Annotated in this window: 25 protein-coding genes; 15 read left to right on the top strand and 10 right to left on the bottom strand. The window is 63.0% G+C overall.

What is annotated here, in order from left to right; translation table 11 throughout:
* Nucleotides 1–70: 70 nt before the first annotated feature.
* The gene (locus DT068_RS05180; protein ID WP_368904441.1) at nucleotides 71–1054 is read right to left on the bottom strand and encodes an ABC transporter substrate-binding protein; all 984 of its coding nucleotides are present in this window, start codon (nucleotides 1052–1054) and stop codon (nucleotides 71–73) included.
* 198 nt (nucleotides 1055–1252) lie between these two features.
* Here DT068_RS05180 and DT068_RS05175 point away from each other — a divergent pair, with 198 nt between their 5' ends.
* Genes DT068_RS05175 through DT068_RS05145 form a run of 7 tightly spaced genes read left to right on the top strand, consistent with a single transcriptional unit; the run spans nucleotide 1253 to nucleotide 7648 of the window.
* The gene (locus tag DT068_RS05175; protein WP_119388707.1) at nucleotides 1253–1936 is read left to right on the top strand and encodes a FadR/GntR family transcriptional regulator; all 684 of its coding nucleotides are present in this window, start codon (nucleotides 1253–1255) and stop codon (nucleotides 1934–1936) included.
* A 53-nt stretch (nucleotides 1937–1989) separates the two neighbouring features.
* On the top strand, nucleotides 1990–2700 hold the full coding sequence (gene pyrF / locus DT068_RS05170; protein WP_119388706.1) for an orotidine-5'-phosphate decarboxylase: 711 nt from the start codon (nucleotides 1990–1992) through the stop codon (nucleotides 2698–2700).
* Nucleotides 2690–3340: a phosphoribosylanthranilate isomerase gene (locus DT068_RS05165; protein ID WP_119388705.1), complete on the top strand. Its 651-nt coding sequence runs from the start codon at nucleotides 2690–2692 to the stop codon at nucleotides 3338–3340. The genes pyrF and DT068_RS05165 overlap by 11 nt, the downstream gene beginning before the upstream one ends.
* Before the next feature lie 12 nt (nucleotides 3341–3352).
* Nucleotides 3353–4570 carry a tryptophan synthase subunit beta gene (trpB, locus tag DT068_RS05160; RefSeq protein WP_119388704.1) on the top strand — a complete coding sequence of 406 codons (1218 nt, stop codon included), beginning with the start codon at nucleotides 3353–3355 and terminating at the stop codon, nucleotides 4568–4570.
* The gene (gene trpA, locus DT068_RS05155) at nucleotides 4567–5385 is read left to right on the top strand and encodes a tryptophan synthase subunit alpha (protein ID WP_119388703.1); all 819 of its coding nucleotides are present in this window, start codon (nucleotides 4567–4569) and stop codon (nucleotides 5383–5385) included. Before trpB ends, trpA begins: the two co-directional genes overlap by 4 nt.
* A 3-nt stretch (nucleotides 5386–5388) precedes the next feature.
* A complete protein-coding gene (accD, locus tag DT068_RS05150) occupies nucleotides 5389–6306 on the top strand; it encodes an acetyl-CoA carboxylase, carboxyltransferase subunit beta (protein WP_119388702.1) in 918 nt (305 codons plus the stop codon).
* Nucleotide 6307: 1 nt separating this feature from the next.
* Nucleotides 6308–7648 carry a bifunctional folylpolyglutamate synthase/dihydrofolate synthase gene (locus tag DT068_RS05145; RefSeq protein ID WP_119388701.1) on the top strand — a complete coding sequence of 447 codons (1341 nt, stop codon included), beginning with the start codon at nucleotides 6308–6310 and terminating at the stop codon, nucleotides 7646–7648.
* Nucleotides 7649–7715: 67 nt separating this feature from the next.
* On the opposite strand, the gene uxuA is transcribed toward DT068_RS05145, so the two are convergent.
* Entirely contained in the window at nucleotides 7716–8903 is a 1188-nt protein-coding gene (gene uxuA, locus DT068_RS05140) for a mannonate dehydratase (RefSeq protein ID WP_119388700.1), read from the bottom strand.
* On the bottom strand, nucleotides 8900–10375 hold the full coding sequence (locus DT068_RS05135) for a mannitol dehydrogenase family protein (protein ID WP_119388699.1): 1476 nt from the start codon (nucleotides 10373–10375) through the stop codon (nucleotides 8900–8902). Before DT068_RS05135 ends, uxuA begins: the two co-directional genes overlap by 4 nt.
* 114 nt (nucleotides 10376–10489) lie before the next feature.
* On the opposite strand from DT068_RS05135, the gene DT068_RS05130 reads away from it, so the two are divergent.
* The 5 genes from DT068_RS05130 (at nucleotide 10490) to DT068_RS05110 (ending at nucleotide 15368) form a co-directional block, all read left to right on the top strand.
* Entirely contained in the window at nucleotides 10490–11206 is a 717-nt protein-coding gene (locus DT068_RS05130; protein ID WP_368904440.1) for a GntR family transcriptional regulator, read from the top strand.
* A 16-nt stretch (nucleotides 11207–11222) separates the two neighbouring features.
* Nucleotides 11223–12203 (top strand): sialic acid TRAP transporter substrate-binding protein SiaP, encoded by a 981-nt coding sequence (locus tag DT068_RS05125; protein ID WP_438816411.1) that lies wholly within the window; start codon nucleotides 11223–11225, stop codon nucleotides 12201–12203.
* 103 nt (nucleotides 12204–12306) lie between these two features.
* Nucleotides 12307–12882 carry a TRAP transporter small permease gene (locus DT068_RS05120; RefSeq protein WP_119388697.1) on the top strand — a complete coding sequence of 192 codons (576 nt, stop codon included), beginning with the start codon at nucleotides 12307–12309 and terminating at the stop codon, nucleotides 12880–12882.
* 4 nt (nucleotides 12883–12886) lie between these two features.
* Nucleotides 12887–14293: a TRAP transporter large permease gene (locus DT068_RS05115; RefSeq protein WP_119388696.1), complete on the top strand. Its 1407-nt coding sequence runs from the start codon at nucleotides 12887–12889 to the stop codon at nucleotides 14291–14293.
* A 22-nt stretch (nucleotides 14294–14315) separates the two neighbouring features.
* Nucleotides 14316–15368, top strand: coding sequence for an L-idonate 5-dehydrogenase (locus DT068_RS05110; protein ID WP_119388695.1), 1053 nt, complete (start codon nucleotides 14316–14318; stop codon nucleotides 15366–15368).
* An 8-nt stretch (nucleotides 15369–15376) separates the two neighbouring features.
* On the opposite strand, the gene DT068_RS05105 is transcribed toward DT068_RS05110, so the two are convergent.
* The 6 genes from DT068_RS05105 to DT068_RS05080 form a co-directional block, all read right to left on the bottom strand.
* Nucleotides 15377–16567 carry an aminotransferase class V-fold PLP-dependent enzyme gene (locus tag DT068_RS05105; RefSeq protein WP_119388694.1) on the bottom strand — a complete coding sequence of 397 codons (1191 nt, stop codon included), beginning with the start codon at nucleotides 16565–16567 and terminating at the stop codon, nucleotides 15377–15379.
* Nucleotides 16564–17040, bottom strand: coding sequence for a RidA family protein (locus tag DT068_RS05100; protein WP_162914008.1), 477 nt, complete (start codon nucleotides 17038–17040; stop codon nucleotides 16564–16566). Before DT068_RS05100 ends, DT068_RS05105 begins: the two co-directional genes overlap by 4 nt.
* Before the next feature lie 7 nt (nucleotides 17041–17047).
* Complete coding sequence (locus tag DT068_RS05095) at nucleotides 17048–17845, bottom strand: amino acid ABC transporter ATP-binding protein (protein WP_119388692.1); 798 nt, start codon at nucleotides 17843–17845, stop codon at nucleotides 17048–17050.
* 7 nt (nucleotides 17846–17852) lie between these two features.
* Complete coding sequence (locus DT068_RS05090; protein WP_119388691.1) at nucleotides 17853–18503, bottom strand: amino acid ABC transporter permease; 651 nt, start codon at nucleotides 18501–18503, stop codon at nucleotides 17853–17855.
* 2 nt (nucleotides 18504–18505) lie between these two features.
* Nucleotides 18506–19171, bottom strand: coding sequence for an amino acid ABC transporter permease (locus DT068_RS05085; protein ID WP_119388690.1), 666 nt, complete (start codon nucleotides 19169–19171; stop codon nucleotides 18506–18508).
* 346 nt (nucleotides 19172–19517) lie between these two features.
* Nucleotides 19518–20402 carry a transporter substrate-binding domain-containing protein gene (locus DT068_RS05080; RefSeq protein WP_119388689.1) on the bottom strand — a complete coding sequence of 295 codons (885 nt, stop codon included), beginning with the start codon at nucleotides 20400–20402 and terminating at the stop codon, nucleotides 19518–19520.
* 161 nt (nucleotides 20403–20563) lie between these two features.
* Between DT068_RS05080 and DT068_RS05075 the strand changes: the two genes are divergently transcribed.
* The 3 genes from DT068_RS05075 to DT068_RS05065 all read left to right on the top strand — a co-directional run bounded on the left by DT068_RS05075 (nucleotide 20564) and on the right by DT068_RS05065 (nucleotide 22230).
* On the top strand, nucleotides 20564–21370 hold the full coding sequence (locus tag DT068_RS05075; protein WP_119388688.1) for an IclR family transcriptional regulator: 807 nt from the start codon (nucleotides 20564–20566) through the stop codon (nucleotides 21368–21370).
* Nucleotides 21371–21478: 108 nt separating this feature from the next.
* On the top strand, nucleotides 21479–21778 hold the full coding sequence (locus tag DT068_RS05070; protein ID WP_119388687.1) for a type II toxin-antitoxin system RelE/ParE family toxin: 300 nt from the start codon (nucleotides 21479–21481) through the stop codon (nucleotides 21776–21778).
* The gene (locus DT068_RS05065) at nucleotides 21775–22230 is read left to right on the top strand and encodes an addiction module antidote protein (protein ID WP_119388686.1); all 456 of its coding nucleotides are present in this window, start codon (nucleotides 21775–21777) and stop codon (nucleotides 22228–22230) included. Before DT068_RS05070 ends, DT068_RS05065 begins: the two co-directional genes overlap by 4 nt.
* A gap of 163 nt (nucleotides 22231–22393) precedes the next feature.
* On the opposite strand, the gene trxA is transcribed toward DT068_RS05065, so the two are convergent.
* Nucleotides 22394–22717 (bottom strand): thioredoxin TrxA, encoded by a 324-nt coding sequence (trxA, locus tag DT068_RS05060; protein ID WP_119388685.1) that lies wholly within the window; start codon nucleotides 22715–22717, stop codon nucleotides 22394–22396.
* Nucleotides 22718–22900 lie beyond the last annotated feature (183 nt).

Below are 22900 nucleotides of genomic sequence, written 5' to 3'. Positions count from 1 at the left end.
TCCGCCAGATCTCCCCTTCTCTCTCGCAAGGGAGAAGGGGAAAAATCCAGCCGTGTCCAACATCGAACAGTCAGCCCCCGAGCGCCTTCTTGGCAGCGTCGAGCGGGCCCAGATCCCAATAATCCTCGACCTTCAGCGTGTCGGCTGCGCCCTCCATCATTCCCGCTTCGGTGTAGAAGAGGAAATCGATCCTGGCAGCCTCGACCGCATCCTCGAGCGGCGCATAGACGCCCTCCTTGGTCGCCTCGATGTAGAAGGGAACGACTTCGGCCAGCACTTCCTTGGGCTGGTCGGCGATCAGATTGCGCTTGGCCCGCTCGGTTTCGATGATGCCCGGATTGGATTTCATCTCGCGCCACAGTTTGTGCAGTTCCTCGACGATGATATTCGCCGTCTCGCGATTGTCCTTAAGCCAGGCGTCGCTGGCGAAGACGAGTTCGTCGCTCGCCGGCTCATCGAGGCCGGGCAGCACGTGGAAGCGGTCGCCGGCTTTCGCCATGAGCGTATTCTTGTTGGCGAGATCGACGATCGTCGCCTTGATCTGCCCGTTCATCATCGCAATGATGCGGTTCTCCGAGCCCGGGACGTAGCTGCGATCGCCGAACTGGATGCCTTCGCGCTTGGCGATGATGTTGCCGATCGCCTCCGTGCCGGTACCACGGGCATGGAAAGTGATCGGTTGGCCGTTCATGTCCTTCCATGTCTTGTATTCCTTGGAGGCGACAGGAAAGAAGATGAGCCGTGACATCTGATAGATGTTCTTGAGCGGCAGCTTCGACTTCTGGACGACCGCGTAGGGCGTGCCGACGCCGAGGTCCGACTGGCCGTTGATCATCGACTGGATGGCAAGCTCCTCCTTGGCGAAGGACGTGAGTTCGTAGTCGACGCCACGGTCCTTGGCGCGCTCCATCGCCACGACGAAGGCGAGCGTCTCTACCGAGACGACATCGCCCAGCGCTACGCGCACCTTCTCGGCGGCTTGCGCAGTGAAGGCCACGGTGAGCATGAGGCCTGCCGCGGCGAGGCCGGACAGCAATTTCGGTATTGGTTTCATCTGAAGACCTCCCATGTGCTTCTCAACCAATTGCAGGACGGCCGCTTGCGCATTCCGCGTCTTCCGGCTCCCGGCCCACCTTAACCAATTCTTGATTGGTTTGACAAGTTATGTAAATTGGTTGAGTTTATTGACGGCAAAAGGTCAAGCCTCTAAAGCGGCTTCCTTCATATGGCGAATGGTTGGGACCCTTGAGACATGAGCGATGAGGTTGGGGGCGCTTTGACGCAATTGCGGGCCTGGCTCGCCCAGCATGACCTGCCGGCCAACTCTCAACTGCCACCGGAGCGTGAGCTTTGTGATCTTCTCGGCGTTTCGCGCGGCGAATTGCGCAAAGCCCTGGCAGTGCTCGAGGGAAATGGCGAACTCTGGCGTCATGTCGGCAAAGGCACCTTCATCGGCTCGCGCCCGGTCGAGGAGTTCAGGACCGTCGCCGACATAGCGGCCGGCAGCAATCCCCGCGAGGTCATGCAGGCCAGGCGGGCGATCGAGCCCATTCTGGCCCGCGAAGCCGCCCTCCATGCCACGGCCGCCGACATCGCCGAGATGGGCCAGTGCCTTAAAGCTTCCCGCCTCGCCGCAACCTGGCGTCAGTACGAGAATTGCGACAACCGCCTGCACCGGCTGGTGGCCGAGGCATCGCACAACACCGTCCTCGTGGCGCTTTTCGACACGCTGAACGCGGTGCGGCGCACGGTCGTCTGGGGCAGGCTGCGCAGCAACAGCCTGCGTCCACCGCCCGATCACCACAGTTTCGGCGAGCACGAGGTGCTGGTGGACGCGATAACCGAGCGCGACCTAGATGCGGCGGCCACCGCCATGGACCGGCATCTTCATTCCGTCGAGGCCCATCTCCTGCGCCTGCGCCAGGCCGCGGAGTAAACCGACAGAGCGGATTTGCACCCTTTGCTGTTTCGGAGTAAGGGGGCCGCGCCATGATCAAGAACCCCATTTGCGTCGCTCTCGACACGCCCGATGTGGCGCGGGCCACAGCGCTCGCCCGCAGCCTCAGGCCCCATGTGGGCTATGGCAAGCTCGGCATGGAATTCTTCTATGCGGCAGGCCCGCAAGGCTACGAGGCCGTCGCCAGGGAAGGCTTGCCGATCTTCCTCGATCTCAAGCTGCATGACATTCCCAATACCGTCGCCTTCGGCTTGCGCTCGCTGATGCGGCTCGAGCCCCGGCCGGCGATCATCAATATCCATGCGACCGGCGGCGCCGACATGATGCGCGCCGCCGCGGAAGCGATCGACGGCCGGGCGCTGCTGATCGGCGTGACCATCCTGACCAGCCTTGCCGATGCCGATATCCACCAGGCGGGTTTTGCCGAGAACCTGAGCGGCAGAGAGCATGCATCCGCTTTGGCGGCACTGGCGCGCGATTGCGGCCTCGACGGGGTCGTCTGCAGCGCGCCCGATGTGCGGGCCGTCAAATCGGCGACAGCCCGCGACTTCCTCACCGTGGTGCCCGGCATCCGCCCTGCCGATGCCGCGACCCAGGACCAGAAACGGATCGCCACACCCCGCGCCGCCCTCGATGAGGGCGCCGACATGCTGGTGATCGGGCGCCCGATCACCGGCGCCGCCGATCCGGCAGAAGCCGCGCGCGCCATCGCGGCGTCACTCGAATTGAGCCATGCCAGCTGACGTCAAAATCTGCGGGCTCTCGACGCCCGAGACGGTGACGGCGGCGCTCGAGGCCGGCGCCGATCTCGTCGGCTTCAACTTCTATCCCCCAAGCCCGCGCTATGTGTCTGCGCCGAAGGCCGGGGAGCTGGCAAAGCTCGCCCGGGGCCGTGCCCGCATCGTGGCGCTCATCGTCGATGCCGAGGACAGCGTGATCGACGAAATCGCGCGCATTGTCGATCCCGATTTTTTCCAGGCGCAAGGCAGCGAGGGCCCTGAGCGCATCGCCGAGATCGGCAAGCGGACGGGCAAGCCGGTGATCAAAGTGATCAAGGTCAGGAGCCTGGACGATGTGGCGCAGACCCGCGCCTATGACGGGATAGCCGCCCTCATCCTCTATGACGCCAAAGCGCCGGAAACCCTGAAAGGGGCGCTTCCCGGCGGCAACGGCATTGCCTTCGACTGGAAACTCTTGGGGCAAGGCAATGCCGCCCGAAGCTTCCTTCTGGCGGGCGGCCTCAATCCCGGCAATGTGGCGGAAGCGATAAGGGTCACTGGCGCACCCATTGTGGATGTTTCCTCCGGTGTCGAAATATCCCCTGGAATCAAAGATATAACCTTGATCCGGGAATTCATTGCGGCGGCCAAGGGGGGTCGCTAGATAAGTATCATTATGAACATGATCGAGCCCAATTCCTACCGCACCGGCCCCGATGAAAAGGGCCTGTTCGGCATCTATGGCGGCCGCTTCGTCGCCGAGACCCTGATGCCGCTCATCCTCGACCTCGAAAAGGCCTATGAGGATGCCAAAGCCGACCCCTCCTTCCAGGCCGAGCTCGATGGGTTCCTCGAGCATTATGTCGGGCGGCCGAGCCCGCTCTACTATGCCGAGCGGCTGACCGAGCATCTCGGCGGCGCCAAGATCTATTTCAAGCGCGAAGAGCTCAACCATACCGGCGCACACAAGATCAACAATGTGATGGGCCAGATCCTGCTGGCGCGGCGCATGGGCAAGACGCGCATCATCGCCGAGACGGGGGCTGGCCAGCATGGCGTCGCCACCGCTACCGCCTGCGCCCGCTTCGGGCTCAAATGCATCGTCTATATGGGCGAGGTCGATATCGAGCGGCAGAAGCCCAATGTGTTCCGCATGAAGCTGCTGGGCGCCGAAGTGGTGCCGGCCCTTTCGGGCTCGCGCACGCTGAAGGACGCGCTCAACGAAGCCTTGCGCGACTGGGTCGCCAATGTCGAGGACACCTTCTATTGCATCGGCACGGTGGCGGGCCCACATCCCTATCCGGAAATGGTCCGCGACTTCCAATGCGTCATCGGCAATGAGACGAAGAAGCAGATGCTTCAGCGTGAAGGCCGCCTGCCCTCATCCCTCATCGCCGCGATCGGCGGCGGCTCCAATGCCATGGGCCTGTTCCATCCCTTCCTCGACGACAAGGACGTCGAGATCATCGGCGTCGAGGCGGCGGGCAGCGGCCTCGACAGCGGCAAGCATGCAGCCTCGATCACCGGCGGCAAGCCGGGCGTGCTGCATGGCAACCGCACCTATATCCTCATGGACGATGACGGGCAGATCACCGAAGCGCATTCGATCTCGGCCGGCCTCGATTATCCGGGCATCGGGCCCGAACATGCCTGGCTCAACGACACCAAGCGCGTCACCTATGTGTCGGCGACCGACAAGGAGGCGCTCGAAGCCTTCCAGCTGTGCTGCCAGCTCGAAGGCATCATCCCGGCGCTCGAGCCCTCGCATGCGCTCGCCCATGCGATGAAGGTGGCACCGAAAAAGCCCAAGGACCATCTGATGGTCATCTGCATGTCGGGCCGCGGCGACAAGGACATCTTCACCGTCGCCGATCATCTCGGGGTGAAACTGTGACGACCCGCATCGACAAACGCTTCGCCGACCTGAAGAAGGAAGGCCGCGCCGCCCTCGTCACTTTCGTGACCGCTGGCGATCCCGATTACGCCACCTCGCTCGAGATCATCAAGGGCCTGCCCAAGGCCGGCGCCGACATCATCGAATTCGGCATGCCCTTCACCGACCCGATGGCCGATGGCCCGGCGATCCAGGAAGCGGGCCTGCGCGCGCTCAAAGCCGGCCAGACGCTGGTCAAGACGCTCGCCATGGTGAAGAGCTTCCGTGAAAGCGACCAGGCTACACCCGTCGTCCTCATGGGCTATTACAATCCGATCTATCTCTATGGCGTGGAACGGTTCCTCGCGGACGCCAAGGCGGCCGGCGTGGACGGCCTCATCATCGTCGACCTGCCGCCGGAAGAGGATGAGGAACTGTGCCTGCCGACCATCAAGGCAGGCCTCAATTTCATCCGCCTCGCCACGCCCACCACCGACGACAAGCGCGCCCCCACGGTGCTGCGCAACACATCGGGCTTCGTCTACTATGTCTCGGTGCTCGGCATCACCGGCACCAAGACGCCCGACCTCAAAAGCGTCGAGCAGAATGTCATTCGCCTGAAGGGCCACACCAAGCTGCCGATCGCCGTCGGCTTCGGCGTCAAGACCGCGGAGCAGGCGCGCATCATCGCCAAGAGCGCCGATGGCGTGGTGGTGGGAACGGCGCTGGTCAATGCCGTCAAGAACAACCTCACGCCCGCGGGCAAGCCGACGCCCGAGACCGTGAAAGCCGTGCATGCGCTGGTGAGCGAGATCGCCCAGGGCGTGCGGAGTTAGTAGATGAACTGGATCAAGAATTTCGTTCGCCCGAAGATCCGCGGCCTGCTCGGCGCCAAGCGCGAGACGCCCGAGAATATGTGGGTCAAATGTCCCGAGACGGGACAAATGGTGTTCTACCGCGATCTGGAAAACAACCAGTTCGTCATTCCGGGCTCGGGCTACCACATGCGCATGGCGCCCGATGTGCGGCTCAAGTCGATGTTCGACGATGCGAGCTACGAGACGATCGCCTTGCCGCAGGCGACGCTCGATCCGCTCAAATTCCGCGATGAGCGGCGCTATACCGACCGCCTCAAGGAGGCGAAGCAGAAGACCGGCGCCGAAGACGCGATCCTCGCCGGGTCCGGCACGCTCGACGGACTTCCGATCGTCATCACCGTCCAGGATTTCTCCTTCATGGGCGGATCTCTGGGCATGGCGGCGGGCGAAGGCCTTATCACCTCGATGCGCGCGGCGGTCGACAAGAAAGCGCCTTATGTGCTCTTCGCCTCGTCGGGCGGCGCGCGCATGCAGGAAGGCATCCTTTCGCTCATGCAATTGCCGCGCACGACGGTCGCGGTGCGCGAATTGCGCGAGGCGAAGCTCCCTTATGTCGTGGTGCTGACCAACCCGACGACTGGCGGGGTCACAGCCTCCTATGCCATGCTGGGCGATGTGCATATTGCCGAGCCGGGCGCTCTCGTGGGCTTCGCGGGGCCGCGCGTCATCGAGCAGACAATCCGCGAGAAGCTGCCGGAAGGCTTCCAGCGCGCCGAATATCTGCAGGAGCACGGCATGGTCGACATGGTGGTGCACCGCCACCAGATGCGCGACACGGTGAGCCGCGTGGTGCGCATCCTGACCAAGGCGCCACCCATCCTCAAGAACAGCATCAACGGTAACGGCAACGGCACGGCCCTCGTCCCGGCCGAAAGCTGATATGGCCGTCAGCGATGCCATCCTGAAGCGGCTGCTGTCGCTTCATCCCAAGATCATCGACCTCAAGCTCGACCGCATGTGGCGGATCCTCGAGCGCCTCGGCAATCCGCAAAGCGAGCTGCCGCCGGTGCTGCATGTCGCGGGCACCAATGGCAAGGGCTCGACCGTCGCCTATCTGCGCTCGGCCATGGAAGCAGCAGGGCTTTCCGTCCACTGCTATACCTCGCCGCATCTGGTGAAGTTCCACGAGCGCATCAGGCTCGGCAGAGAGGGCGGCGGCGAGCTCATCAGCGAAGCCGAGCTTTCAGACCTGCTCGCGGAATGCGCGGCGGTGAATGGTGGCGAGCCCATCACCTTCTTCGAGATCACCACGGCGGCGGCCTTCCTCGCTTTCACGCGCCATCCGGCCGATTATCTGGTGCTGGAAGTGGGCCTCGGCGGCAGGCTCGACGCCACCAATGTTGTGGCCAGGCCCAGGCTCAGCATCATCACCACCATCGATTACGACCATCAGCAATATCTGGGCACGACGCTCACCGAGATCGCACGCGAGAAGGCCGGCATATTGAAGCCCATGGTGCCGGCCGTCATCGCGCCGCAGCCCGACGAGGCGCGCGCCGAGATCGAGCGTTGCGCCGAGGCCGAGCGCGCGCCGCTCCTCATCGCCAACCAGGACTGGCAGGCCTATGAGCAGCATGGCAGGCTCGTCTACCAGGATGAGAGCGGCCTCCTCGACCTGCCGCTGCCACAACTGCCGGGACGCCACCAGATCGACAATGCCGGCACCGCCATCGCCGCCTTGCGTCAGCTCAATGATAAGCGCATCGGCGAGGCCCAGATCGCGCAAGGACTCAAGATCGCCACATGGCCGGCGCGGATGCAGCGGCTCGGTCCCGGCAATCTGTGGTCCTTCGTCCCCAAGGATGCGGAATTGTGGCTCGATGGCGGGCATAATCCTTCCGCCGGACGCGCGCTGGCCCGGGCCTTCAGCGAGCTCAATGACCGAGTGTCGCGGCCTCTCGTCCTCATCTGGGGCATGCTCAACACCAAGGCGACCGATGATTTCATCGCACCTTTCGCCGGCCTCACCCATCGCGTCGTCACGCTGACCATTCCCGAAGAAGAGAATGCCCTGCCGGCGCGCGAGCTGGCGGAAGCGGCGCGCCGCCATGGCATGAGCGCCGAGACGGCCGACAGTCTCGAAGACGCCTTGCGGCAGGCGGCGCAGATCACTCCGGCGCCACGCATCCTGATCGCCGGATCGCTCTATCTCGCCGGCCGCGTGCTCGCCCAGCATTCGGGCGAGGCCATGTCGCAAGTGACGGGCGCGGGGCGGCGCTGACGAGCGACAGGCCGGGCCTTACGCGAAAAGCTCGAAATCGCACCATGCGCAGCAAGGTTGACTTCCGTCACGAACCGGCCTTCTCCAGCGCAGACAGCGTCCGCATGATCCCGCGCAATTCCGCCAGCCCCTTGAGGCGGCCTATGCAGGAATAGCCCGGATTCACCTTCTTGCCGATGTCGTCGACAATGGCATGGCCATGATCGGGCCGCATAGGAATTTCATGGTCCGATCGCCCGGCATCACGCCGCCGGGCTTCCTCCTGCATCAGGGCGCGAACGAGGGAAACCATATCGGTGTCGCCTTCGAGATGTTCGGCTTCGTGGAATGAACCATCGGGTTCCCTGGTGACATTGCGCAGATGCGCGAAATGGATGTCCGGTCCGAATTCCCTTGCCATGGCGACGAGGTCATTGGCGCCATTGGCGCCGTAGGAGCCCGAGCATAATGTCAGGCCATTGGCGGGCGAATGGCAGCCGGCAATGATGGCGCGCGCATCTGCGGCAGTCGAGACGACGCGCGGCAGGCCGAAGATCGGAAAGGAAGGATCGTCCGGATGGATGGCCATCCCCACCCCGGCCTCTTCCGCCACGGGAACGATGTCACGCAGAAAGTCGAGGAGATTCTCGCGCAGACCGCCTGTGGTGAGATCGCGATAGCGGTCCAGCGCTCGGCGAAAACTCTCGCGATCAAAGATGAACTCCCGCGCCGGCACCCAGCCGATCAGGTTTGCTTCCAGACGCGCGAGCCCGGTTTCGCTCATCGCGGCCAGTCGTTCTCGCGCCGCGGCAAGGCGGGACGGCGGATGGTCCTTTTCGGCGCCTTGCCGCTTCAGGACAAGGACATCATAGGCGCAGAATTCCACGACATCGAAACGCAGCGCCGTTCCGCCATGCGCCATCGGATAGTCGAGATCGGTACGCGTCCAGTCGGTGATCGCCATGAAATTGTAGCAGATGGTCTTCACCCCTGCGGCGGCGACGGCCCGGATCGACGATTTATAGTTGGCGACAAGCTCGCGCCAACGGCCGCTGCGCGTCTTGATGTCTTCATGGACGATGATGCTTTCGACGACATCCCAGGTAAGGCCGGCAGCCTCGATCTCGCTTTTGCGCCGCATCACTTCGTCCAGCGGCCAGGCCCGGCCGTCATTGAGATGATGAAGCGCCGTGACAATGCCCGTGGCGCCGGCCTGACGTGCATGGGCGAGGGTCACGGGATCGTCGGGGCCGAACCAGCGCCAGGTCTGTTTCATGAGGAAGCTCCCTGCAGATGGTCGAGGGCCTGAACGACACCGTTCTCCCACAGTCGCGTCACGTGCGTTGCGACGAGCTGGATGAGCTTGTTGCGCAGCGCTTCGCCATGGGCGAAGCCGGTGAGGTCGAATATCCCACTCACGGTTTGCTCAGGCGACAGTCTGCGCGCCAGGAGAGTCTGGATCGGCACATCAAGCGGATCGGAGAAATGCTGAAGCGGCAGCGCCGTGCCGCGGGCACCGCAGGCCACAATCCACGCGGCCACCACCATGGCCGGATGATCGGCATCGAGGCCAACCTTCAGACGAGCGATCGCCGTGCCTATGATCCGTTGCGGCAGTTTCTGGCTTCCATCCATCGCGATCTGCTTGAGCTGATGAGCAAGAGCATCGTTGGCAAAGCGCTGGGACAGCTGCCTTGTATAATCCTCGGACATGCGGCTGACATCCGCCGGCAGGGTTGCGGCCGCTTCGGCCCATAATCGATCGATGAAGCGGCGAAGGCGCGGGGCGGCAAAAGCCTGATCGACGGTGACATGGCCTGAAAGCAGACCCAGATAAGCCAGGGCTGAGTGCGAGCCGTTGAGAAGCCTGAGCTTCATTTCTTCGAACGGCGTGACGTCATTGACCATCGTGACGCCGAACTGTTCCCAGTCGGGGCGTCCGGTCGAAAAATTTTCCTCCACCACCCACTGCGAGAAGGGCTCAGTCATGACCGGCCAGGCGTCATCGACGCCCAGGGTTTCGCGGATCCGCCGGCGATCCTCAGGCCTCGTGGCGGGCACGATCCGATCGACCATGCTTGATGGAAAAGCCACATCGCGGGCGATATGCTCCGCCAGCGCGGCGCTGCGCAGGGAAGCGAAATCGAGCATCACATTGCGCACCGTCGCCCCATTGGCCGGAAGATTGTCACAGCAAAGGACGGTGAAAGGCCTGCTGCCATTGGTTCGTCGCCGTTCGAGAGCCGCGGCGATGAAGCCATGCACCGTCTTCGGCGTGTCAGGATGTGCGAGATCATGCACGATGTCGGGATCCTCGGCATCCAGCCGGCCGTCGGGGCCACGCAAATAGGCCTTTTCGGTCACGGTCAAGGTGACGATGCGTGTCGCGGGATCGCTGAGTGCGCCGAGCAAGGCCCCTGGATTCTCGGGCGCCACCAGCACGGATGTGAGCGACCCGATCACCCGCAAGGCCTCGCCGCCGCCTTCGCGCACGGCCAGCGTGTAGAGGCCGTCCTGACTTTCGAGCGCATCGCGGGTATCGCTTCGGCGCAGGGAAGCGCCGATGATCCCCCAGTCCCTGGCCCCCGCATTCAGGCAGTCATCGACATAGGCCGCCTGGTGACAACGGTGGAAGGCGCCGACACCCAAATGCACAATGCCGTTGCGAATGGCGTCCCGCTGATAGGTAGGGACGGCGACGAACGCCGGAAGGGAGCTCAGTGTCTTCTCGCAAAGTCTCTGGTGCATGCTCCTCCCCACCGGGCTTTTCGTCGTCATGTGCTCCTTGATGTGTAGCCCCACATTTGCCTGTTGACTAGTATGGTAGTTGATATAACCTGGCTTCAACCGGAGGAGGAACGGTTGGGAGTTCACACTGGTATCAGCTGGGCCGTCGAGCAAAGCGAGCCCGTCGGACCTCAGGTCTACCGGTCGCTGCGCGAGCGGATCATTCGTGGGGACCTCGAGCCCGGCGGACTGATCTCCGAGGCCGAGATCGCGCGTGCCTTCTCCATCAGCCGTCAGCCGGTTCGCGAAGCTTTCATCAAGCTGGCCGAGGAGGGCTTGGTCGAGATCCGCCCGCAGCGCGGCACGCTGGTGCGCAAGATCAATATCGCTTCCGTCATGGATGCCCGCTTCGTGCGCGAGGCGGTCGAAGCCGATATCGTCAGGATTGTCGCCGAAAGACGCGACCCGCACGTCGTTGCCAGCCTGAACGCACAAATCGAGGCGCAGCGCAATGTCGCGCACCAGAAAGCCGGCGACTTCCTGCAGCTCGACGAGACCTTCCACCGCACACTCGCGGCTGCCGCCGACAAAGCGCATGTGTGGAGCATCGTCAACAATGTGAAGGCCCAAATGGACCGCCTGCGCCAGCTGAGCTTCATCATGAGCTCAGCCGCCGAGCGCGCCGTCGACCAGCATCACGCCATCGTCGAGGCGATCGCCAAAGGCGACGCGCAGGGCGCCGATGCAGCGATGCGCGCGCATCTGCGCCAGATCCTGTCAGATCTGCCGGTGATGGCCGAGCTCCGGCCGAACTACTTCGATAGCCTCGACTTCCAATCCAACGCAACGTGAACAATGGGAGGAAAACATGATTTCACGCCGCACGATCGGAACGACCCTTCTGGCAGCCGCCGCCGGCTTTCTCATGGCAGGCACGGCACACGCCCAGGAGGTGCTCAAATGGGCGCATGTCTATGAGGTGACCGAGCCTTTCCATACTGAATCGGTATGGGCGGGCGAGGAGATCGCCAAGCGTACCAATGGCCGCTACAAAGTCGAAGTCTTCCCGGCCTCGCAGCTCGGCAAGGAGGCCGACATCAATCAGGGCCTGAAGCTCGGCACCGTCGATATCATCATCTCAGGCTCAAGCTTCGCGGCCAAGGAATATGCGCCCATTGGCGTGACGTACTTCCCCTATATCTTCCGCGACGCCGATCATCTGCTGAAATACGCCAAGACCGACACCTACAGGAAGCTGACGGCCGGTTATGCCGACAAGACCGGAAATCAGATTGTCGCGACCACCTACTACGGAACGCGCCAGACGACCTCGAATCGGGCGATCGCCAAGTGCGCCGACATGCAAGGGCTTAAGATCCGCGTGCCTGACGTGCCGGCCTATCTCGCCATGCCGCGCGCCTGCGGGGCCAACACAACGCCCATCGCCTTTGCCGAGGTCTATCTCGCCTTGCAGAACGGCACCGTCGAGGCGCAGGAAAACCCACTGACGACGATCGAAGCCAAGAAGTTCTTCGAAGTGCAGAAGAACATCGTGCTCACCGGCCATATCGTCGACCATCTCAACACGATCGTCTCCAAGACCCGCTGGGCCAGCCTCTCGGATGAGGACAAGAAGATCTTCACCGAAGTGATGCAGGAGGCGGCTGCCCGCGCCACCCAGAAGATCGTCGCCCGCGAGAAGGAACTGGTGCAGGTGTTCAAGGACAAGGGCCTCACCGTCACCGACATCGACAAGTCCGACTTCGAGAAGACCGTGCTGGAGAAAACGAAGTTCGAGGACTTCGGCTACGACAAGGCCGACTGGGAAGCGATCAAGGCGATCCAATAGCCGAGACGCGACAGCGTATCCGCGCCGACATTCTCCCTCTCCCGTGCGAAACATGGGAGAGGGATCCCAAGGGATAACCACTGGATAGCGGGGAGGGCCGTCCATGGCTCAGCACGAGCATCACACGCAGGTGACCGCCGAAGAACTGGCGCATGCTTTCGAAGAGGAGGCTGCCCCCGTCCATCTGTCGCATCACGGCTGGGAAGACTGGCTGACCCTTGCCTTGTTCTGGGTGATGGTCACCTGCGTCTTCCTGCAATTTTTCACCCGCTACGCGTTGAACAACAGCCTGGCCTGGACCGAGGAGATCGCCATCAACACGCTGGTGGTCGTCGTCTTTCTCGGGGCCGCCATGTGCGTGCGCACATCGCGGCACATCCATGTCGACGTGCTCTACCATTATCTGCCGGCCGGCGCGGGCAGGTATCTCTCGCTCGCGGTCGACACCATCCGTGTCCTGTTCTTCGCCTATGCGTCGTGGCTCATGTGGCGCTACGTGGCGATCGTCGCGGATGAACGCATGACGACCGTCAATCTGCCGCGCAGCTGGTTCTTCTATCTCGTCTTTGTCGGCTTCGTCCTGATGCTCGTGCGTTCCGCGCAGGTGCTTGTCCAGAACTATCGCCGTGGCTATTCCGTCCTCGAACACCCTGAAAAATTCGACACTCCGGGAGCCTGAGTCCATGCTGCTGCTCGTTGGTGGTTTTCTCATTCTGATGCTGCTTGGCGTGCCGGTCGCCGTGTCCATGGCGGTCGCGTCGGTCGCCTACCTCCTGATCTATAACGTGGCGCCCGACCTCATCGCCGCCCAGCGCATGATCGCCGGCGTCGAAAGCTTTCCGCTGCTGGCTGTGCCGTTCTTCATCCTCGCCGGCAATCTGATGAATATCGCCGGAGTCACCGGCCGCATCTATACCTTCGCGCTGGCGCTGGTCGGCTGGATGAAAGGCGGCCTGGCGCAGGTCAACATCATCGGTTCGGTCATCTTTTCCGGCATGTCCGGGACGGCGCTGGCTGATGCCGCCGGCATCGGCACGATCGAGATCAAGGCCATGAAGGACCACGGCTATCCGGTAGATGCCGCCGTGGGCGTGACCGCCGCTTCGGCGACACTCGGGCCGATCTTCCCGCCCTCATTGCCCTTCGTCATCTACGGCATGATGGCCAATGTCTCGATCGGCGCGCTGTTCATGGCGGGTATCGTGCCGGGCGTCGTGATGACGCTGCTGATGATGGTCACCGTGGCCGTCTTCGCCTACAGGCGTGGCTGGGGCTCCGATACGCCGTTCTCTCTTGCCAAGCTCGGCGAGGCGAGTCTCGAAATACTCGTGGTCGCACTGTTTCCGCTTGCCGTCTATCTGCTGGTGCTGGCTGGCTTGTCGATCAATGTCGCGGTTCTGGCCTCACTCGTCGTGCTGGTGGTGCTCGACTGGTATTTCGACTTCTCCGCCGTGATGGCGCTGATGACTCCCATCATCCTGATCGGCGGCATGACCATGGGTTGGTTCACGCCGACGGAAGCGGCGATGGCCGCCGTCATCTGGTCATTGTTCCTGGGCCTCGTGCGCTATCGCACCATGACCATTCCGACGCTCGTCAAAGCGAGCTTCGACACGATCGAGACGACGGCTTCAGTCCTGTTCATCGTCACCGCGGCGTCGATCTTCGCCTGGCTGCTGACGGTGAGCCAGGCGGCCACCGTCTTCTCCGATGCGATCTTCGCGCTGACCGACAACAAATGGGCGTTCCTCATCCTGGTCAATATCCTGATGCTGGTGGTCGGCTGTTTCCTCGACACGATCGCGGCGATCACCATCCTGGTGCCGATCTTGCTTCCCGTCGCGGCGAGATATGGCGTGGATCCCGTGCATTTCGGCCTCGTCATGACGCTCAACCTGATGATCGGCCTCCTTCATCCACCGCTGGGCATGGTGCTTTTCGTCCTGTCGCGTGTGGCAAAGCTCTCGGTCGAGCGCACCACCATGGCCATTCTTCCCTGGCTGGTGCCGCTCCTGGTGGCCTTGCTGATCATCACCTTCGTGCCGGCGATCACGCTGTGGCTTCCCCGGCAGGCCGGATTGATACAGTAGGCTTCATGCGCGGGAGACAGACATGAGTGAAGTTGCACTGGCGGCCACGCTGTTCGGGCCCGAGGACCTGCGCATGGTGGCGCAGCCGCTCGACCCCCTGGCTAAGGGTATGGTGCGCATCAAGTTCGGCGCCGCCGGCATCTGCGGCTCCGACATGCACTATTTCCGCCATGCCCGCACCGGCAATTTCGTCGTCACCTCGCCGCTGGTACTTGGCCATGAGATCGCCGGCACTGTGGCGGAGGTCGGCCTACAGGGCACCCACCTCAAGGTCGGCGACCATGTGGCGATCAATCCATCGCGCTGGTGCGGGCACTGCGCGCGCTGCCGCGAAGGCCGCGCAAATCTGTGCGAGAACATCTATTTCATGGGCTCGGCCTCCAAGACGCCGCACATGCAGGGCGGCTTCGCGACCTTCTTCGATGTCGTTCCGGCGCAGTGCATCGTCGTGCCGAAAGACTTGCCGTTTGCCTCAGTCGCGCTGGCCGAGCCGTTGGCGGTCTGCCTGCACGCCGCCTCGCGCGCGGGCGACCTCAAGGGCAGGCGTGTCGCGCTGTTCGGCGCCGGACCGATTGGGCTGCTGACCATGCTTTCCGCCAAACTCGCCGGCGCCGGGGATCTCACGATGATCGACATCGCGGGACAGCCGCTTGCCTTCGCCAGGAAGCTCGGTGCGAATGCAACCTTCGACATTTCCGAAGGCAACGACAAGCTCGTTGCAGCGGCACAGGAGCAGCCATTCGACGTCGTTTTCGAGGTGACAGGCGCGCCGTCAGCGCTCGCGATGGCTATCCGCACGGTGTGCCGCGGCGGCGTCCTGGTGCAGATCGGAAATCTGCCGGGCGGCGAAATCCCCGTGCCGGCCAATGCGATCATGGCCAAGGAGATAGATTTCCGGGGTTCTTTCCGCTTCGACAAGGAGTTCGCGCGGGCGGTGGATCTGATCGTCCAGGGCGGGATCGATGTGCAGCAACTCATCACGGCGCGTCGGCCACTGGCCGATACGCCTGCGGCGATGCGCCTGGCACTCGACCGCAGCCAAAGCATCAAAGTCGTGCTGGAGGCGTCGAGCTGAATTCCGCCCTAATCGGGCCAGGAGAGCAGCGATCTGAAGCTCTTCTCCTTGCCGGCCTCGGCGAAGCGCGCGGCGTTCGACGAGCGCAGCGTGCTCGCAAGCTTCCCGGCGACGATCTCGGCCTCGCCCGGATGCAGGTTGCACGGGTCGAGATAGAAATGGCCGCGCTCCGTCTCATGGTCGCGGACGATGACGGGCGGATCGCCGGCCGCCAGCGCCGCGGCGAGGCTCGCGGCCGAGAAGCCGCTGTCGGGAAGGACCGACACCTTGAGCCGGTCGAGCGGGTTATTGGTCGGATCGGGCTCGATCTCGGCGGCGATGCCGGGGATGGCCTGCAAAGTGGCGAGCCACAGATCAAGCGCCTGGCGCTCGCGCTTGCGGATGCCCGCATGGTCGCGCTTCTCCCAGGCTTCGAGCGCCGCCATCACGCCGGCAATGCTCTCCTTGCCCACTTTCATGCCGCGGCCGATGCCGCGATTCTGCAAATAGGCGGCGCGCACCAGGTCTTTCCGTCCGGCGACGATGCCGGTCGTCGGGCCCCCCAGGAATTTGTGGCCTGAATAGATGACGACATCGGCACCCTGAGCCAGGAAGCCTTTGAGATCATATTCGGACGCGGCATCGACAATGACGGGGACGTTCTTCGCCCGGCAGATGGCCGCGAACTGCTTCAGGGGGATCATGCCATACTGCACGGTGTGGTGCGACACGACATAGAGGGCGGCCGCGGTGCGCTCGTTGATCGCATTCTCGAGCTGATAGCCATAGGCGCTGCTGACGGTCCCAACCGGCACCACCTTCGCCCCGGCCAGACGGATCGACTGATCGACCGGTGCGCCGTAATTGACGATATGGCCGATCTGGATCGGCACCTCGTTCCTGAGGCCTGTTGTGTCGTCCGGCAGGCGCTCGATCGCCAGCAGATCGTTGCGCGTCATGGCGCCGGCAATGGCCAGCGAAATGCCGCTGGCGCAGCTCGCGGTGACGAACCCTGCCTCGCCGCCTGTCAATCGCGCAATAATGGCGCTGGCCTTTCGGTGCAGCTGATCGATCTCGACGAATTGCGGCGCGATCGCCGTCATGGCAGCGATCGCTTCCGGCACGATGATCGAGGCGCCGAGCGCCGTCATGGTCCCCGAGACATTGATGACGGGCCTGAGGCCCAGGCTTGGACGGATATCGTGGCTCTTGTTGCTCATGTGCCTGCCTTTGTGATTTCGAATATGGCCTCGATCTCGACCGAGATATTGCCGGGCAAGGACCCCATGCCGACGGCCGAGCGGGCATGCTGGCCGGTCTCGCCGAATATCGTCGCCAGCAAATCGGAGCAGCCATTGATCACGGCGGGATGATCGCGGAAGTCGGCCGTGGCATTGACCATGCCGAACAGCTTGACGACCTGCACCACGCGGCCGAGATCGCCCAGGGCCTTGTGGGCTACACCCAGAAGATTGAGGCCGGTGAGACGCGCATGTTCATAGGCTTGCGCGACATCGAGGTCGCGTCCGACCTTGCCGGTCATGAGCCGGCCATCGGCCTGCCTGGGTCCCTGACCGGAAAGATAGAGCATGTTGCCGGACAGCTTGAAGGGGACATAGGTTCCGACCGGCGCTGCCGGCTCCAGCAGGGGCAGGCCCAGAGCCCGCAGCCGCTCGTAAGGAGATTTCGTCATCGGCATCTCACAGGCGGTGCGCGGCGCTGAACCGGCCCAGGAAGCTGCGCAACCGCTCATTCGGCTGGTTGGGCGAGAAGATCTCGGCGGGCGGCGCCTCGGCGCCGACGGTGCCCTCGGCCATGAAGACGATGCGATGCGACGCATCGCGGGCGAAGCCGATCTCGTGCGTCACGATCAGCATCGTCATGCCGTCGGCCGCCAGCGACAGGACGACATCGAGCACCTCGCCGATGAGCTCGGGATCGAGCGCCGAGGTGATCTCGTCGAGGAGAAGGATCTTGGGCTCCATCGCGACCGCGCGCGCAATGCCGACACGCTGCTGCTGCCCGCCGGAGAGCTCGGAGGGCAGGTGCCCGGCCTTGTCGGCAAGCCCGACGCGCTTCAGCCAATGCATAGCCTTGTCCCCGGCCTCGGCGCGGCCAAGGCCCCTCACCCGCGTCAGCCCCAAAGTGATGTTCTGCGCGGCAGTCAGATGTGGAAAGAGATTGAAGAGCTGGAACACCATGCCGGTCTCGGCGCGCATGCGGGCCAGGTCGGTTTCGGTCCGGCGCTTGCGCGCTTCGCCATCGCGGTAGCCAACCTCGGCACCGTCGATAGTGATCGATCCCCGATCATAGGTTTCGAGGAAATTGACACAGCGCAGCAATGTCGTCTTGCCGCCGCCCGAGGGACCGATGATGGTCACCACTTCGCCGCGGGCGACGTCGAGATCGATGCCGCGCAGGACATGGGTCGATCCGAAGGATTTCTGCACGCCCTTGATGCGCAGCAGCGGCGTGGCGCCAGTTGGTTTTCCCGACATCAACACCTCACTCCCGGATATAGCTGAAGCGGCGCTCGAGCGCGCGGCTGGCGAGCGACAACGCATAGTTCAGCGCAAAATATACAAGAGCCCCGAAGCAATAGAGCGCCAGCGGCTCGTAGGTCCTTCCGACCACCTTCTGGATACCGAACAGGAGATCGCCGACGCCCAGGAGCGAGATCAAGGCCGAGCCCTTGACCGCATCGGTGACGCCATTGAGCCAGGGCGGCAGGAAGCGGCGCAAAGCCTGCGGAGCGATCACATAGGCAAGCCTCTCGTGAAACGGCAGGCCGATCGACTTGGCCGCATCCATCTGGCCGCGCGGCACGGATTCGATGGCGCCGCGCACATATTCGATCACCTGGGCGATCTTGAAGATGGTGAGACCGAGCACGGCGGCGGCGAAGTTGTTGAGATTGATCCCGGTCAGCGGCAGGCCGTAATAGACGAAGAACAGCAGCACCAGGATGGGAATGCCGCGAATGATGTCGCTGAAGCCGCGGATCGCCCAGCGCAGCGGCCATTGCCCGTAGACGAGGCCGACGCCCAGCGCGACGCCGATCACCGTCGAGATCGCGACGGTGATCAGCGACACTTCGATGGTCACCAGGAGGCCCGGCAGGAGGAAGGGAATGGCATAGAGGACCTGGTCGAGCATGATCAGCGGCCGATGGAATAGCGGCGCTCGAGCGCGCGCAGGCCGAGGAGGATGGCGTAGCCGGTGACGAGATAGAGGCCCGTCACCACCAGATAGACTTCCATGATGCGGAAGGTGTTGAAGTTGATCCACTGCGCGCCATAGGTAAGCTCAGGAACAGCTATCACCGAGGCGACGGAGGTATCCTTGAACAGCGACACGAAAGTGTTCGAGAGCGCGGGAAGCGTCATGCGCAGCATCGTCGGCAGGCGGACATGAACCAAGCGCTGCCAGGGCGTGAGGCCGATCGCCTTGCCGGCATCGATGAGGCCCTTTGGCACGGCATCGAGGCCGGCGCGAAAGACCTCGACCAGATAGGCGCCGGCATAGACCGACAAGGTCATGACGAAGGAGGTCGTGTTGTCGTAGGCGAAATCGAAGACGGTCGGGATGCCGTAGAAGACGAGATAGACGAGGAGAATGAGGGGGACGTTGCGGATCAATTCGACATAGGCCGCGATCAGCGCGCGCGCGATGCGTCCTCCCGATACATAGATGACGGCAAGGATGAGCCCGATGACGATGCCGATGCCGATCGACAGGATGGCAAGCTCGAGGCTGAGGATCAGCCCCGACCACAGCTTGTCGAAATGCCGCCAGATCAGCGTGAAGTTGAGATCATAGCCCATCTAGTGTCTCGAATTCGAAGGTCGCATCCACTCAAGAAGCACCCATAAAGCAATCGCACATGGGATTTCCCGAAGCAGGCGAGCCATCTCTCTATTTTCCCCCTCGCCCGTTGCGAAGCAATGGGAGAGGGTGGCCGAAGGCCGGGTGAGGGCTCTTCGCCCTCAACACGCAGTGCCTTCTAAATCCTTGCACGCTACGAGGAAGAGCCCTCATCCGCCCTCTTGCCTTCGCGAAGCCGAGGTTTCGCTCTGACAGAGCAGATAACTTCCTCTTCGGCGAAGCAAGGTCGGGCACCTTCTCCCATCCTTCGGACGGGAGAAGGGGAGTAGCCTCTCACCTTCACACTCAGATGGACGGGAAGCCCGTCGCGCGCGCCGGCAGGTCGACGCCGAAATATTCCTTGAAGGCCTGGTCATAGATGGCCGAGTTGTTGCCATGCATCGCCACATCGAAGCAGGTGTTGACGAAGGTCAGCCAGTCGAGATCGCCCTGCTTCACGCCCGCGCCATAGAGCTGGTTCTGCCAGGCCTTGCCGCTATCGGCATAGCGGTCGGGCGTGCGCGCCACCATCCAGCGCACCGTCGAGAGATCGACCGCCGCGGCATCGACGCGCTTCGAATCGAGCGCCTGGACGACATTGGCCTGCGTGTCTACCTGCAGGACCTGAGCTTCGGGCAGCACCTGATGCACCGTGCCTTCGGCATCGACATTCTGCAGCACCGACACCTTGGTGTCCTTGCCGCCCTTGAGCAGCGAATCGAAATCCTTGTTGGTCGCGTCGGGACGGGTGAGGAGCGCTATGCCCTCGACATAATAGGGGCGCGAGAAATTGATGAGCTGGGCGCGCGCCGCCGAGATCGTCATGAACTGGATGACGATGTCGACCTTGCCAGTGGTGATGTTGGGGATGCGCTGGTCCGGCGCCTCATCCACGAACTCGACCTTGGTCTCGTCGTCGAACAAACCCTTGGCGAGGAGCTTGCCCATGGTGATGTCCATGCCGACAAGCTCGCCCTTGTCATTCTCGAAATGCCACGGGGCATTGGTGCTGCCGGTGCCGACGATGAGCTTGCCGCGATCGAGTATGGTGCGCAGCTGGCTGGTTGCCGCCGCCTGCGCATAGGCCTGCTCGGGCTTGAGCGCCGTGCTCGCGAGCACGGCCGCCCCCGCCAAGGCCGCACCGGCCGAGCCCAGCCTCAGAAAATGACGACGTTCGAGATCCTGGTCCATCGCTTCCCTCCTTGGCACCTTTGTTTTTCGGCCGCTGAACCCGATGCCGGGATGGCTGAGCGGCCCCTTTTGTCCAATATACTGGACATCTATCTTGTATTCTGTACATACTATCACAGAACCTGCCTCAGACAAGGCCAAGTTTCGAAAGGGAACGCGCTTTGGACCAGACTCCCCCGTCCAGTGACCGCCCGGCGGCACAACAGACCGGCTCGAGCCGGGAACGCGGCCTCGACCGGGTGATTGCGCTGCTGGCGCATCTGCATCGGGTCGGCCGGCCAGTGCGCGTCGGCGACCTGGCGCGCGCCCTCTCGGCGCCGCGCTCGACCGTCTATTCGCTGGTCAAGAGCCTCACCGATGCATCGCTGCTCGAAACCGTCGGCCCCAATGGCGAGGTCTTCTTCGGCAAGAGCATGTATTTCTACGGGATGGATTATCTGCGCGCCCATGATTTGTTCGAGCGCGCCCGCGCCGAGGTCGACAGGCTGGCGCGCGAGACCGGCGAGACGACGCAGTTCTGCGTGCTGCATGAAGGCAAATATACCGTCGCCCATATGAGCTCAGGCCAGCGGCCCTTCCGCGTGAGCTCCGAGGTCGGCGTGGGCATCCCGCTCCCCTGGACGGCCTCAGGCCGGCTGCTGCTCGCCGATTTCCCGGATGCGGAGATCCGCGCGATGATCGCGCCGGGCGACCTGCATCCGCCGCGCAGCGCCGCCATGACGATCGAGGAGTTCCTGGCGGCTGTTGCGGCCGCGCGCCAGGAAGGCTCCTGCATCACCTCTGGATTGATCGACCCCTACACCCATTGCATCGCCGCCCCGATCAGGGACCAGGCCGGCCGGGTGACCGCGACCCTGTGCTTCGTCGTGCTGGTCAACACGCCGCCCGAACGGATCGCCAGCTTGCGCGACATGCTGGTCGCCAGCGGGCAGTCCCTGTCACTGGCGCCGGTTGCCAAGCGGGAGTGAGCACCGAGGTGACCGAAGTGTGTCGCACAGCGATGGTTTGCCACTTCAGCAGAAATGCATATGTCGGTTAAACTTGACAACTGTCAGAAATAACCTACATTGTCCACGATGGCTGATTTCATCAGGACGCAAGCCTATGCAGACTGGCTGAACAGCTTGGACGAGAAGGCTCGCGCCCGGATCACTGCGCGCATGTCGGCTTTCGAGGTGACCGGCCATGCGGGCGACGTCAAGTCAGTGAGCGGCGGCGTGATGGAAATGCGGTTCGCTTTCGGCCCAGGCTATCGCGTCTATTATACTATGCTCGCCAAGACGGTCGTACTGCTTGGCGGTGATAAGTCGAGCCAGAGTCGGGATATCCGCAAGGCCAAGCAATACGCTGAGTATTGGAAAGGACAAAACCTATGAGCAGGGTACCCAGCAAAGCCGGCATCGATCCCGGCAAGGTCGCCGCTCCCTATGATGCGGCAGAGTTTCTCCGCACCCCTGAAGAGATTGCCGCCTATCTGGAGGCAATCTTTGAAGACTATGGGGATAATGCGCGGGTGGTCGCCAAGGCTTTGGGCGATGTTGCTCGGGCCCAGGGCATGCAGAAAATCGCCCGCGAGACCGGCCTCAACCGGGAGGGCCTATACCAGGCGTTTTCCGGCAAGGGCAATCCGAGCTTTGACACAGTCCTCAAGGTAATGCGTGCCGTTGGCGTCGAGCTCCGGCCCAAGGCCGCGCGGCAAGAGAGCTCGCCGGCGAAATCCAAGGGCCTCAAAAGCCGAGGCGCACGGCTCTTGGGGCGCAAATCTGATACTGGCGAATTTATCGCCATGGGCAGCCGCGGCGCCCAGCAAGGCCGCAAGCGAGCGTAGAGCTGCAAGGTTGCGAATGACGCCACTCCCCCAAGGGGCCGGCTGCGAGGGTGGTAAGGCCCAGCCCCCCACGGCAATCCAGGGATCCTGCGATTAGCAGCGACAAAATTAAAGCGCGGCCCGGATCATCGGACCGCGCTTTGATATTCAGATTGATCAGAGATCAGGCGATCGACTGTTCGATCCAGGACTGGAGCTGGCCCTTGGGGGCGGCACCGACCTTGGTCGAGGCGACCTTGCCGCCCTTGAACAGCATGAGGGTCGGGATGCCGCGCACGCCATATTGCGACGGCGTCTTCGGATTGTCGTCGATATTGATCTTCACGACCTTGACCTTGGTCCCGAGCTCCTTGGCGATCTCTTCGAGCGCCGGGGCGATCATCTTGCAGGGACCGCACCATTCGGCCCAGAAATCGACGACCACCGGGCCGTCCGCTTTCAGGACATCGGCGTCAAAGGAGGAGTCGGAGACCGGTTTCGTTGTCATGGGAACCTCGTGGGGGAAAGATAGGAATCGGTTGATGGAAAGGTAGGGACCGGGGCCCTCAGGGTCAAGGCCGGTTCCTTTACATGGCTGGCATGACGCCGAAGCGCATGGATCCCGCCCTCACATTCTATCCCTTTGTTTGCGTGTGATCTTTTGGGAAGTCGAGGAGCCGCATTTTCCGGA

Origin of the sequence: Taklimakanibacter lacteus (assembly GCA_003576695.1) — a bacterium.
Classification (GTDB): Bacteria; Pseudomonadota; Alphaproteobacteria; order Rhizobiales; family Aestuariivirgaceae; genus Taklimakanibacter; species Taklimakanibacter lacteus.
This window is presented reverse-complemented; position numbering and strand designations above follow the sequence as displayed.